Source organism: Eubacteriales bacterium (genome assembly GCA_041390245.1).
Taxonomy (GTDB): domain Bacteria; phylum Bacillota; class Clostridia; order Christensenellales; family JAWKQI01; genus JAWKQI01.
This window is the reverse complement of sequence record JAWKQI010000002.1, coordinates 180827-193146: the sequence shown is the minus strand read 5'-3', so window position 1 is coordinate 193146 and position 12320 is coordinate 180827. Positions and strand designations below refer to the sequence as shown.

At 37.2% G+C, this 12320-nt stretch carries 14 protein-coding genes; 11 read left to right on the top strand and 3 right to left on the bottom strand.

What is annotated here, in order from left to right; translation table 11 throughout:
* Positions 1-168 precede the first annotated feature (168 nt).
* From R2876_04045 to R2876_04010, 8 genes are all read left to right on the top strand, one after another.
* On the top strand, positions 169-510 hold the full coding sequence (locus R2876_04045; GenBank protein MEZ4357785.1) for a PadR family transcriptional regulator: 342 nt from the start codon (positions 169-171) through the stop codon (positions 508-510).
* A gap of 3 nt (positions 511-513) precedes the next feature.
* A complete protein-coding gene (locus R2876_04040; GenBank protein MEZ4357784.1) occupies positions 514-1545 on the top strand; it encodes a hypothetical protein in 1032 nt (343 codons plus the stop codon).
* Between the two features lie 95 nt (positions 1546-1640).
* Positions 1641-2237, top strand: coding sequence for a hypothetical protein (locus tag R2876_04035; GenBank protein ID MEZ4357783.1), 597 nt, complete (start codon positions 1641-1643; stop codon positions 2235-2237).
* A gap of 146 nt (positions 2238-2383) precedes the next feature.
* Positions 2384-3043, top strand: a complete 660-nt coding sequence (locus R2876_04030; protein ID MEZ4357782.1) for an undecaprenyl diphosphate synthase family protein — start codon at positions 2384-2386, stop codon at positions 3041-3043.
* A 47-nt stretch (positions 3044-3090) separates the two neighbouring features.
* Complete coding sequence (locus tag R2876_04025) at positions 3091-3996, top strand: ribonuclease Z (GenBank protein ID MEZ4357781.1); 906 nt, start codon at positions 3091-3093, stop codon at positions 3994-3996.
* A 98-nt stretch (positions 3997-4094) separates the two neighbouring features.
* The gene (locus R2876_04020) at positions 4095-4577 is read left to right on the top strand and encodes a DUF6530 family protein (protein ID MEZ4357780.1); all 483 of its coding nucleotides are present in this window, start codon (positions 4095-4097) and stop codon (positions 4575-4577) included.
* Positions 4578-4579: 2 nt separating this feature from the next.
* A complete protein-coding gene (locus R2876_04015; protein ID MEZ4357779.1) occupies positions 4580-4873 on the top strand; it encodes a DUF2087 domain-containing protein in 294 nt (97 codons plus the stop codon).
* Positions 4870-5229: a GIY-YIG nuclease family protein gene (locus R2876_04010; protein MEZ4357778.1), complete on the top strand. Its 360-nt coding sequence runs from the start codon at positions 4870-4872 to the stop codon at positions 5227-5229. The genes R2876_04015 and R2876_04010 overlap by 4 nt, the downstream gene beginning before the upstream one ends.
* A 60-nt stretch (positions 5230-5289) precedes the next feature.
* On the opposite strand, the gene R2876_04005 is transcribed toward R2876_04010, so the two are convergent.
* Complete coding sequence (locus tag R2876_04005) at positions 5290-7032, bottom strand: ABC transporter ATP-binding protein (protein MEZ4357777.1); 1743 nt, start codon at positions 7030-7032, stop codon at positions 5290-5292.
* Between the two features lie 402 nt (positions 7033-7434).
* Between R2876_04005 and R2876_04000 the strand changes: the two genes are divergently transcribed.
* Positions 7435-8265: a phytoene/squalene synthase family protein gene (locus tag R2876_04000; GenBank protein ID MEZ4357776.1), complete on the top strand. Its 831-nt coding sequence runs from the start codon at positions 7435-7437 to the stop codon at positions 8263-8265.
* A 5-nt stretch (positions 8266-8270) separates the two neighbouring features.
* Positions 8271-9746 (top strand): DUF92 domain-containing protein, encoded by a 1476-nt coding sequence (locus R2876_03995; GenBank protein ID MEZ4357775.1) that lies wholly within the window; start codon positions 8271-8273, stop codon positions 9744-9746.
* Positions 9747-9796: 50 nt separating this feature from the next.
* Here R2876_03995 and R2876_03990 read toward each other — a convergent pair whose 3' ends face one another.
* Positions 9797-10366, bottom strand: a complete 570-nt coding sequence (locus R2876_03990; protein MEZ4357774.1) for a hypothetical protein — start codon at positions 10364-10366, stop codon at positions 9797-9799.
* Positions 10367-10391: 25 nt separating this feature from the next.
* On the bottom strand, positions 10392-10835 hold the full coding sequence (locus R2876_03985) for a cell wall hydrolase (GenBank protein ID MEZ4357773.1): 444 nt from the start codon (positions 10833-10835) through the stop codon (positions 10392-10394).
* A gap of 252 nt (positions 10836-11087) precedes the next feature.
* Here R2876_03985 and R2876_03980 point away from each other — a divergent pair, with 252 nt between their 5' ends.
* A complete protein-coding gene (locus tag R2876_03980; GenBank protein ID MEZ4357772.1) occupies positions 11088-12290 on the top strand; it encodes an ATP-binding protein in 1203 nt (400 codons plus the stop codon).
* The last annotated feature ends 30 nt before the right edge of the window (positions 12291-12320 follow it).

Below are 12320 nucleotides of genomic sequence, written 5' to 3'. Positions count from 1 at the left end.
TAAAGTGCAATGTACATTAAAGTGCAGTGCACTTTATTTTGTTTTAAGAGGAATATTATTTTATGAGGTTTAAAGCCAATAAGATGCCTTTTATTACAAAATAAACAATAATACGACATTGACAATAATGTATGGCACACAGTATAATTCTGTTAAGGAGATGACATTATGAACGATGTTAATAGTATAGTAGACAATTTACTTTTAGAACTTAGGCGCGGAACCATAGTTCTCAGTGTTTTAAGCCAGCTTAAAACTTCAAAGTACGGTTACTCGCTTGTTGAAACACTTAAGGAAAAGGGCATACAAGTTGAACCAGGCACACTGTATCCATTAATGAGGAGGCTAGAGAAGCAAGGACTGCTTAAAAGCGAATGGGAAACAAAAGGCAGCAAGCCACGCAAGTATTATGGTTTGAGCGACATGGGTAAAGAAGTCTACGATATACTTATAAAAGAATGGGCAGATATGGAAAGTACTATAGATAAATTGATAGAGAGGAGCAGATGATCCATGGAGAATAGTGAAAAATACACAGACGAATTAATCAACAGATACATATACTACGTTGTTATAAGGCTGCCTAAATCTCAGCGGGCAGATATCGAAAAGGAGCTTCGCGGGCTTATTGAGGACATGCTTAAAAGCAGGTCTGAAAATCCTTCTAAACAAGACGTTGAAGAAGTGCTTAAAGAACTTGGGAGGCCGGCGGAGCTTGCCGCCAAATACAGGGGAACAACACGCTATCTTATAGGGCCGGATTACTTTGATATATACTTTTTAGTGCTGAAAATAGTGATTGCCGTAGCAGGTTTTGGCATAGTGATTGCAATGACTGTTAAATACATTACAACTCCGCCGGCAAGCGTAATAGAGGCTATCGCGGAGTTTATATCATCTGTTTTGTCGGGGCTATTTCAGGCCTTTGCCTGTGTCACAATAGTCTTTGCTTTGATACAGTATTTTGTACCGTCGAGTGAGATGTTAAAAGGTAAGGGGTGGAAAGCTCAGGACCTTCCACCGATACCAACTAAAAAGGCAAGGATAAAAAAGGGCGAACCCATTGTTGGCATTATATTTTTAGTGTTGATATTAATAATTTTTGATGTAGCTCCGCAATTATTTGGCGCTTATGTATGGTCAGGCGATCAGATTTCAATAATTCCTGTTTTTAATTTAGCGGTACTTAATAATATGCTTCCGCTGATAAACGCCATTATACTGCTTGGTATACTAAAAGAGATATTTAAGCTTATATCATCCCGGTATACGGTTAAACTTGCAGCGGCAATAACGCTTATAAATGTAATTTCAATGGTCGTTACTATCTTTGTATTTATTTCTCCCGATGTATGGAACCAAAGTTTTGTTGAGGCGGTGACTTCCGCTTATAATATAGGTGTAAGTACCAGCGCTAAGATAAGTTATTTTTGGTCTATTTTACCTAAGATAATTGTCGGCCTCGCTTCATTCGGCTATATCGTAGATTCTATTGCGGCCATAGTAAAGTCGCTTAACTATAAAAATATTAGCGCAGTGAAATAGGAAATTTTTACAAAGGGAAGTTTGATTGAATCATATGTAAAAATATGTATAATTAAATTAAACATATATAAAAAATAAATATCAGGAGGACGGTTATGAAAAAGGCAATTTGTATATTGATTTGTCTATTTATGCTTTTTATTATAGCTGCTTGTGGAGTTACCCAACAAGTTGAGGGACAAAATACTGTTACTCCATCTGTTTCACCATCGGATACACAACTTAAAGATTCTACACAAACCCCTATAGGCATGAGCCCAGGGCCTTCTAACTCTGCCAGTATGTATTCAAGTTATGCACACATGGTCTCTTTTGACCCGGCACGCGGATGGGCAGATTTTGACTATTTTGAAATGCTCAAAGGAGATGATGCAGTAGAGTGGCTTGTAGATAATGAAGGCTATACTCTTGCAGACGCAGAGGCAGAGGTAGAGGATTTTGCCGATTCAGAGTTTATCGAGAAAAATACCAACCCACAGCTTAGGACTATTGACTTAAGAGAAATCCCATTAAAACTTATGTACCATTCGGATGGGACGATGGTCGAAGGAGCTGACGGAATTGATGCGGATTTAGAAGATCTATATAACCTTTATGAACTTAACTCGTCTTTAGTATTAGATTCGTTTTTTTACTATGTTGAAGTAGAAGACGGGGAAGTAGTTGCTGTGAGCCAGGTCTATTGGCCATAAAATTTTAATTAAAGGCGGTTTAGTTAAGCCGCCTTTTTTGTTGCAAAATTTTTTAATATTTTAAAGTCTTTAGAATAAATAAGAGGCAAATGTTACATTATAATTTTTAAGCAGCAATAAAAATTATAATAGGTAGGTATAGACTTATGGAAGGATACCAGCGTTTGCCACAGCATATAGGAATTATCCCAGACGGTAACAGGAGATGGGCTAAGAAAAACGGCCTAAATAAAGAGGATGGGTATGACCATGGTATAGACCCTGGGCTTGAGCTTTATAAGGAGTGCATCGATCTTGGCATAAAGGAAATTACATTTTATGGTTTTACACAGGATAATACTAAACGTCCTAGCGCCCAAACCAGGGCATTTAAGAAGGCATGTGTAGATTCGGTTGCTAAGATTTCAGAATACGATGCTAATCTTTTGATAGTCGGCAATACGAGTTCTCCTATGTTCCCGCAGGAATTGCTTCCGTATACACACAGGGTATCTATAGGTAAAGGCCTCATTAATGTAAATTTTCTTGTCAATTACGGATGGGACTGGGACTTAAATTATGCCGATACAAGCGGACAATTTAAAGAACCTAAAAGCTTTTCTGGAAAAATAGCATCTTCGGATATTGCAAGGATAGACCTTATTATAAGGTGGGGAGGCAGACGGCGTTTAAGCGGCTTTTTGCCTATACAGTCTATATATGCGGATTTTTATGTAGTAGATGAAATGTGGCCGGATTTTAAAAAGGAACATCTCTATGAAGCCCTTAATTGGTATCAAAGCCAGGATGTGACACTAGGCGGCTAAGGGTTTATAATAAAGATAGTTAAAATGCGGTTTATAAGGTGGGTTTTATGGTTGATATCTGTTTACTTGGATGCGGAGGTATGATGCCGCTGCCCGATAGAAGGTTGACGGCGCTTCTATACCGGTATTTAGGAAGGATGATACTGGTAGATTGCGGAGAGGGGACACAGGTCTCGATAAAACTTGCCGGCTGGGGCTTTAAGGCTATAGATGCTATTTGCTTTACACACTATCATGCAGACCACATTGCAGGCTTACCAGGGTTATTGCTGGCATTAGCTAACAGCGGCAGAGAAGCGCCGCTTAAATTATTTGGCCCGCCGGGATTAAAAAATATAGTCAAGGGCTTAAGGGTAATTGCACCGGAGCTACCTTTTGAAGTTAAGTTAGTTGAAATAAATGCTAAATCGACATACCGTATAGGGAATATATTTATAGATAGTATTTTAGTAGACCATAAAATACCATGTTTATCATATAGTTTTAATATTAAGCACCCGGGTAAATTCGACGTTGATAAAGCACGTGGCTTAAATATTCCGATAGCATTTTGGCGCAGGCTGCAAAACGGCGAAACAGTAAAAAATAATGGCAAATTATATAATCCGGGTATGGTATTGGGGGAGGAAAGGCGCGGAATAAAAGTTACATACTGTACGGATACAAGGCCGACGAAAGGGCTTATTGATTTAGCTGAAAACTCCGATTTATTCATCTGCGAAGGTATATACGGCGATAACGAAAAACTATCAAATGCCATACAAAATAAACATATGACTTTTATAGAGGCGGCGACTCTGGCAAAAGAAAGCAGGGTAAAAGAGCTATGGCTCACTCATTTCAGCCCGTCTATAAAAGATCCGGATATGTTTATAGACAATGCCAAAAATATCTTTTCAAATTCTGTTTCAGGAAAAGACTTAATGAAAAAAACTATTTTTTATGACGATTAGGACTTGTCTGTTTTTAATTCATATTGACTTTAGGATAATGCAATATTATAATTGAATTTAGTAAATTAGTAATTTAGTAAAAAGGAGGGCGAAATGCGATGAAAATACCGACAACTTTAAAGCATAAACCTGTTATAGTATCAGAGAATTATGAAAATGTAGACGGCAGATATGCTTATAATACAGATTCTAAAGGGCTCTCTTTAGGGCTGGCCCAGTGGAATGACAGGGGGAAAGTAGATATTTCCGCCAAGGTCTGGAGGCATACGGGAGAAAAATGGTCCAGGCAGTCTGAGGAATTACCGCTTCACCGGGTATTGGATCTGGCGATATTGATTTGCAGGGCCAAGCTATATTTTATGGAAGAAGCATATAAGCATAAAAAACTATACGATATTAAAAAGCCTATAATAGACAGGGTAGGTTTGCAGGGAGATGCTATGACAGTATCCGTTTGCACAGATAATGAAATGATAGACGAGGACATACAGTTATTTAACCAGGCATTAAGCAACGACGATGAATTGATCGGTGAACGTTTATTTGCATTAAGCGGGATTTTAGAGGAAATGGGTTATTAAAAGTGTCTAGGAAAAAGAGTGTAAGCATATCGCCATTTTTAGACGATGAGGGAAAGATAATAAAGATACCGTCGCCAAACAGGACTAAAATTCCGCTGCTTGAATATCTTGCAGGTAAATTTACTGTGGGAAAAATGTATAGTGAAAAAGAAGTAAATCAGATTATTGATAAGTGGCATACCTTTAAAGATTATTTTATTTTAAGAAGGCTGCTTGTAGATTATAACTTTCTTAAAAGAACTCCAAACGGAGAAAAATATTGGGTTAACGATGATGAAAAAGAGGATAGAGTATGATGGATCGGAAAAAGGAATTGAAGCTTCAGTATAAACAGATGAAACCGAAAATGGGAGTATTTATGATACGCTCAAGAGCGAATAAAAAATACTATATTATGGCTACAAAAGACTTAAGGGGTGTTGTTAACGGTACGATAGTAAGGCTTAACGGAGGAATACATGTAAATCTTGAGCTTCAGAAGGAGTGGAACGACTTTGGCGAAGAGAATTTTGTGATAGATATACTTGAAGAACTTAAATATGATAAAGACGAGTCAAAAACAGATTACAGCGAAGAACTGGCGCTGCTTCAAATGGTTTGGGAAGAAAAACTTATAAAAGAAGGCATGAAGCCATATAAAAAGAAAATTTAAGCACTCAAAATTAATATAGTAGCGGCAATAATAAAACGGCATAGCGGCCGTTTTATTTTATTATTTAAACTGGCTTTTGTAAAGTTTAGAATACATGCCGCCTTTATTTAACAGCTCTTCATGTGTACCGCGTTCAACTATTCCATCTTCATCTATGACTATTATTTCATCGGCATTTTTAACAGTTGAAAGGCGATGTGCGATGACGAGAGTGGTACGCCCCTTTGAAAGTTCATCGAAGGATTGCTGGATTTTTGTTTCGGTCACGCTATCAAGGGCAGAAGTCGCCTCATCCAGTATCAGTATCGGAGGATTTTTAAGGAAGATACGGGCAATGCTTACACGCTGTTTCTGCCCTCCGGAAAGCCTGATACCGCGTTCGCCGACGTAAGTATCATATCCGTTTTCCATTTCCATTATCATATCGTGTATTTCTGCGCGCTTAGCAGCTTCAATAATCTCAGCGTTGGTTGCATCTATATTACCATAGCGTATGTTTTCGCGTATAGTTCCGGCAAAGAGGAAGACCTCCTGAGATACGATACCTATATTTGAACGAAGGCTAAAGAGCGTAACGTCTTTTATATCATATCCGTCTATTGTTATATGCCCGCTGTTTATCTCATAAAAACGCGGGATCAAGTGGCAAAGGGTGGTTTTTCCGCCGCCGGAAGGGCCGACAAGCGCAAGTGTTTTACCAGCGGCTATCTTTAAGTTCAAGTTGCTTAAAACATTGGTTTTGTCGTTATAGGAAAAACTTACGTCTTTAAATTCTATATTTCCTTTAACGTCTTTAAGTTCCTTTGCATTTGGTGAATCTAATATTTCCGGGGCTTCATTTAAAAGCTCCTTAAAGCGGCCAAAACCAGCCATGCCGCTTGAAAACTGCTCCATAAACTGTGCAAGTTTTCGTATTGGCTGCAAAAATGCGGAGACGTAAAGTGTAAAGGTTATGAGCCCTACATAATCGAAACTTTTTTGCATTATCAAGTAGCCGCCGCATGCAATAACAGCTATATTGAAAAGGTTGGTAAAAAAATCTACCCCACTTGTGAATATGCCCATTGCAGAGTAAAATTCGCCTTTGGAAAGCTTGAATTTTTCGTTGCTTTCCATAAATTTGTCTACTTCATAAGCTTCGTTTGTAAACGCCTTGGCAACACGTGCACCGGAAATGCTGGATTCAAGCCCTGCGTTTATTCCGGCAGTCCTTTCTTTTACTTTTCTGGATGCAGACATCATCCGCCTGCGCTGCATCAACGTAAATAAGATGCCGATGGGGACTAAAACAATAATCACGAGCGCCAGCGTTACGTTTATCGTAAGCATTATCACAAATGCCCCGATTATCGTTACAAGTGAAATAAACAAATCTTCAGGGCCATGATGTGCAAGTTCCGTTATATCAAACAAATCGTTAGTTACACGGGACATTAATTGCCCAGTACGGTTTTTATCATAAAACCTAAAGGAGAGTTTTTGCATATGGGTAAACAAATCTCTTCGCATATCTGCTTCCATACGTACGCCAAGAGTATGGCCCCAGTATGCTACTATATAAGAAAATATAGATCTTAAAATATATACTAATACCAATGATCCTATTATCAAAAAGAATGCGCTGTATAGGTCATTAGGTAGCAGATTGTTCATCGAGTACCGTGTTATAAGCGGAAAAGCCAAGTCTATAATAGAAATTAAAAGCGCACAACATAAATCAAGTATGAAGAGCTTTAAGTGGGGGCGGTAGTATGATACGAACAGCCTTAAACTGCTTTTATTCTTTTGTTTTTCTGTGTTCATAAATATCCCTTATATAAAAATTATAGGCAGGAGCCTATCAAATATTATACTCCCACATAGTAATCTTGTACATCGACAAAGTAAAAAATAATGTAAGAAATAAAGCCTAAAATTATAAGGCTTCAAGGAATAGCTAATACTAGATTTGCTATTTTAGGGGTTTTTTAGTTATAATATAAAAGTATTTGTTTTATATAGTCGACAATTTAATTAAAATACTTAAACAGCGAAGGAACGTTTTAAAAGAAAAACCATTTCATAAATCTTTAATTCTTATAGCCTGGTAATCTTATTTAATGCACTTTACTTAAAAATATTTAATAACACTTAAAAATCCATTTTCGGTTATGTAAAAGATAAAAGATCGCTTAAACTGCTATGATTGCTTGAGGATGATAGAAGATGAACCAATTAAAAAAGGATTTTTTATATTGCAAAAAGATAACAAAAAGACATTCAAAGTCTTTTTACATTGCTTTTAACTGCTTACCGTCTGAAAAGAAAAGAGCTGTATGGGTGATATACACTTTTTGCCGTAATTTAGATGATTCTGTAGACATTAAAAATAATGGTGCGGATTTTGAAAAGATTACAGATGAATGGAAAGCGTTTCGTTTAGGAAATATACCGGATAAACCTCAGTGGAGAGCGCTTAGGTATGTATTTGATAGGTTTAAAGCCGCGCGCGAGCCGTATGATGATATGATAAAAGGCCAAAAACGGGATTTAGATTTCAAACAGCCGGAAGATGATGAGGCCTTGCTTGATTATTGCAGTTTAGTAGCCGGAACCGTCGGAAGGATGCTTTTGCCTGTGGTTGCCGTTAATAACAAAGAAGAACTTGAAGGCGCGGCCGAGCACCTTGGGCAGGCTATGCAGCTAACAAATATCCTGCGGGATGTGGGAGAGGACCTGACTCTCGGAAGGATTTATTTAAGTAAAAAAACTATGAATATGTATGGCGTTAGTGAGGAAATGCTAAATAGGAGAGAAGTTAAAAAAGAATTTATTGAGTTATGGGAACACTATGCCGATATGGCCGAAAAACTTTATCAAAAAGCAATTAAAAGTATTAGTTACTATGACGCTGACAGCCAAAAGGCTGTCTTAAATTCGCTTAAACTTTATAAAGCGATAATTGATAAGATACGTCAGGGAGGGTACATGTGCCTTACAAAACGATTTTCACTAAATTTATTTGATAAATTAAATATTTTATTAAAGGTGGGTTAACACGGATGCAGAATATTTTTGGGATACTGGTTTCCTTGGCGTTTATCATATTAATAATAGCTATTGCAACTTTATTGCAAAAAAGAGGAAAACTAAGCAATGAAGGCGGCAGGAAGTTTATACATATAGCAGTTTCAAACTGGTGGATAATTGCCATATTGTTTTTTGACGGCCCATGGTGGGCGGCAGCCGTACCGGCTTTATTTGTAGCTGCCAATTATCTTTCTTACAGGTTTAATATAATTAAGTCTATGGAGAGGGGAAAAGGGATAGAAGACTTAGGCACTGTCTGGTATGCGGTTTCTTTGCTCGTTTTAGCGTTATGGACATTTTCAGTTCCAGATGCCAAATGGATAGGCTTAATAGCAGTTCTTTCAATGGGATACGGAGACGGGTTCGCAGCAATTGTGGGCAAGAAATTTGGGAAGATACGTTATCCGTTTAAAAATATGAAAAAGACGCTGGAGGGCTCTTTGATATTATTTGTAGCGGCTTTTACAATATCTGCCTTAGTATTGCTGATATTTAGGCCTGAAAATGTAATTAGAGATGCGTTTATATTGGCGATGGCCGCAGCTTTAATAGAACTTATAACTCCGCTTGGATTTGACAACCTAACCTTGCCTTTGGGGCTGGCACTTTTGATTACATGGATGAATACAGACTCTTTAAATGCAGATATAATAATGGGGATTTCACTATCTTTTTTGATTATACTTCCGGCGTGGGCTAAAAAGGCACTTACATTACCTGCAGGTTTAGGAGCCTTGGTAATAGGCACAGTAATATTTTATTCGGGAGGGTACGTTTTCTTTGGAATGTTAGCTGCATTTTATATATCTTCCGTTGTTGCCGGAGCCATTGGGAAAAGCAAAAAAATAAAGGTTGCACAGTTAGTGCATCAAAGGCCAGGCACTAGAAACCTGATTCAAGTAATAATGAACGGCGGTATCGCCATGCTTTGTGCACTTGTTTATAAACTTACGGAGTTTGAACCTTTTGCCTTTGCTTATATGGCTTGCATCTCAGCAGCAGCTTCTGATACATGGGCTTCTGAGATCGGTATGTTGAGCACCAAAGATCCGAGGTCTATATTAACAGGAAAATTTGTACAAAGGGGTATTTCAGGTGGTGTGACAAAGCTTGGAGTTTTGGGCTCTGTAGTAGGGGCTTCAATAATAACTTTTATCAGCTTTTTCTATAATACGTCAAACGGGTTTTATATAAACAAAGGCTTTGTATTACTAATAGTCTTTTTAGGAGGCATAATCGGTTCTGTTTTGGACAGTATTCTAGGGGATACAATTCAGGCTAAGTTTCAGCATCCGGGTTCAAATAAACTGACCGAAAGGCCTTTTGTAGAAGGCGTTAGGACAAAATTAAAACGCGGATTTAAATTTGTAAATAACGATATCGTAAATCTATTAAGCAGTTTTGCTTCTGGCACAATTATATTACTTACCGCAATACTTTTAGGGTAAAGGTATATTAAATAAGCCTCAAAATTATTTTGAGGCTTATTTTTGTATATTTATCTATACACATTTACAAATTTAATTGAATATAGATCGCATATTAAAAGATCGTCTGAATCTATCGGCTGCAAAATAATGTAACTTGCACCAACTTCGACAAGAGTTCCTATCCTGTCTACCAGTGCTCCAGATGTTCCAATCAAAAATTCTACCCGCATATTTTGACCTATGAAATTTGTAAGCAATCCGGCAGTATAATATGGGCTTTCTACCGTTGTAGGCGCATTACCGGCCTGAGGCGCGAGTGCATATGAGCTGGCCATATTATTAGAATTACTGGCAGCAAGTTTTGAACGCCTTTTAGGTATAGTTGTCATTGACGTAGATTGGTTGCTGTTTGGCATCTGGCTTATTTGAGTTCCGTTCTGCATTTGAGCGCCAGACATTTGATTATTAGTCATTTGAGAGCTTGGCATTTGGTAACTTTGAGCCTGACCACTTGAGTTTTGCATCTGGTTTTGCATCTGGTTTTTCATTTGATTTTGCATTTGTGATTGCATACAGTCACAATTACATTGATACTTCATATTTGAGTTGTTTGAGCCGTTATAGCATGAATATATCATAATTTTTAACCCCCTTTCTTAATATTTATGTCAATGCATATAGCGATGTAGGCTGATAGAAACAATGTTTAAATATTCTATTAAACTGTACCCCTGTTCTATTATATGGGAAATACGAAGGGCAATTTGGATCAAAAGGGTTCATATACCAAAGCGTTTCTATGGCCCCTGGATGTACGTTGCCAGCAAGAGCCCAATCTGCGATATCATAATGTATTTGCTCTGGAACCATATTCCATATGTTTTGCGGATTAGGTTCACCGTTTATAGTTGTCATATAACATGTAAACTGCCCGGGCTGTTCCAATATAAGCCTTAAATCACCTTGACCTGTACGCAAGTATTCGCCGTAGGCCACATGTACTCTGTCCATTATTGTCGTCGCTACAGCTTTCATGCCATTTTCTCCCTCTCCGCCTGCTTCGCATTTTATCATACGTGCAAACATTTCTCTTGTTGACATAGGCATAGTTGTTTCACCACATCTTTCTCAGCTTTTAATAAATTTTGTCGAGTAATTCTGACATTTATTTATAGTATATTAATCAAAAGTGCGAATTGATAAAGTTTGTTGAATAAAAACGAAAAAAGGGGAGGAACACTTAAAAAAGCAGCGTGCAGTTTTTTACTAAGCCTTTTATCAAAATTATGGACGATTAATGCATTAGGATTTATAATATCAGTATTAAGACATAAAATGCAAAAGACATTTTTGAAAGGAATGATTTATAAGTTGAACAATTTAGAAGAGATGAATTTAAAATTAAATTCGCTGGTTATTTTTAAAAAATTATTAAATGACAAAGTTATAAAAAAACTTTCTAAAATGCTTAGTATTTCAGATAAAAGTTTACTAGAGCGTGTTAGCAGCTATTCTTCTTTTGCAAGTGAGCTGTTTTTAGAAACGGTTAACTTAACGGATTATATTTTAAACCTTGTTTTTGAAGATGAAAATTTATACGTGTTAAAATATATAAAAAATGATGTCGATGCAAAACTTGAAAAGAATTTAGAAGACGAAATAAATATATTGGAAAAAATATCACGCCTTACCTCTATAGAAGTAAAAAATAACATAGATTATAACGGCTACTTGCCCGAATGGGAAAATGAAAACTTAAATTTTTTATCTTTATACAGGCAAAGGATAAAAAATATAACTACGTTTGGATATGGCATTTATTCAAAATATCATATGTTTACTGTAAAGGACGGCAATATTTCTCCTGTCAGGTGGCCGGATCAAATAACAATTTCCAATTTGGAAGGTTATGAGGAAGAGCGAAAAGCCATCGTAGATAACACAATTTCTTTGCTTAAAGGAAAACCAGCTGCAAACGTGCTGCTTTACGGCGATGCGGGGACGGGGAAATCGTCTACCGTTAAGGCCGTCGCAAATGAGTTTAAGGATAAAGGCTTAAGGCTGATTGAGATCACGAAGGAGCAATTTGGTGAAATCCCGGGTATAATAGAGGAGTTAACCCAGAACCCGCTTAAGTTTATTTTATTTATAGATGACCTTTCTTTTGAAAGGGACAGCGATGATTTTAATGCATTAAAGGCAGCCTTAGAAGGCTCAGTTTTTTCGAAAACACCGAACATCTTGATATATGCAACGAGTAACAGAAGGCATCTTGTAAAAGAGTCGTTTTCTGATAGAAGCGGGGATGATATCCATGTAAACGAGACCATACAGGAGCTATGTTCTCTTTCAGACAGGTTCGGCCTTTTGGTTAGTTTCTTTAAGCCGAATAAAGAGCTTTACTTAAAGATAGTACATGGGTTAAAAATGCAGTATGGCATAAAGATGAATGACGCAAAATTAGATTTCGAGGCAGAAAAATATGCGCTTAACCGAGGAGGCCGTTCTCCAAGGGCGGCACGCCAGTTTATTGAATATATAAAAAGCACAGAGGATGATTAAAAATATATTTTAAAAGCTTCTTTAAACCAA

Excerpts from the sequence above, each read along its gene's own strand:
- R2876_03985 (MEZ4357773.1), bottom strand. The coding sequence starts at position 10,835 with ATGCCTATGTCAACAAGAGAAATGTTTGCACGTATGATAAAATGCGAA.
- R2876_03990 (MEZ4357774.1), bottom strand. The coding sequence starts at position 10,366 with ATGATATATTCATGCTATAACGGCTCAAACAACTCAAATATGAAGTAT.
- R2876_04030 (MEZ4357782.1), top strand. The coding sequence starts at position 2,384 with ATGGAAGGATACCAGCGTTTGCCACAGCATATAGGAATTATCCCAGAC.
- R2876_04005 (MEZ4357777.1), bottom strand. The coding sequence starts at position 7,032 with ATGAACACAGAAAAACAAAAGAATAAAAGCAGTTTAAGGCTGTTCGTA.
- R2876_04045 (MEZ4357785.1), top strand. The coding sequence starts at position 169 with ATGAACGATGTTAATAGTATAGTAGACAATTTACTTTTAGAACTTAGG.
- R2876_04035 (MEZ4357783.1), top strand. The coding sequence starts at position 1,641 with ATGAAAAAGGCAATTTGTATATTGATTTGTCTATTTATGCTTTTTATT.
- R2876_04025 (MEZ4357781.1), top strand. The coding sequence starts at position 3,091 with ATGGTTGATATCTGTTTACTTGGATGCGGAGGTATGATGCCGCTGCCC.
- R2876_03980 (MEZ4357772.1), top strand. The coding sequence starts at position 11,088 with ATGATTTATAAGTTGAACAATTTAGAAGAGATGAATTTAAAATTAAAT.
- R2876_03995 (MEZ4357775.1), top strand. The coding sequence starts at position 8,271 with ATGCAGAATATTTTTGGGATACTGGTTTCCTTGGCGTTTATCATATTA.
- R2876_04040 (MEZ4357784.1), top strand. The coding sequence starts at position 514 with ATGGAGAATAGTGAAAAATACACAGACGAATTAATCAACAGATACATA.
- R2876_04000 (MEZ4357776.1), top strand. The coding sequence starts at position 7,435 with ATGAACCAATTAAAAAAGGATTTTTTATATTGCAAAAAGATAACAAAA.
- R2876_04020 (MEZ4357780.1), top strand. The coding sequence starts at position 4,095 with ATGAAAATACCGACAACTTTAAAGCATAAACCTGTTATAGTATCAGAG.
- R2876_04010 (MEZ4357778.1), top strand. The coding sequence starts at position 4,870 with ATGATGGATCGGAAAAAGGAATTGAAGCTTCAGTATAAACAGATGAAA.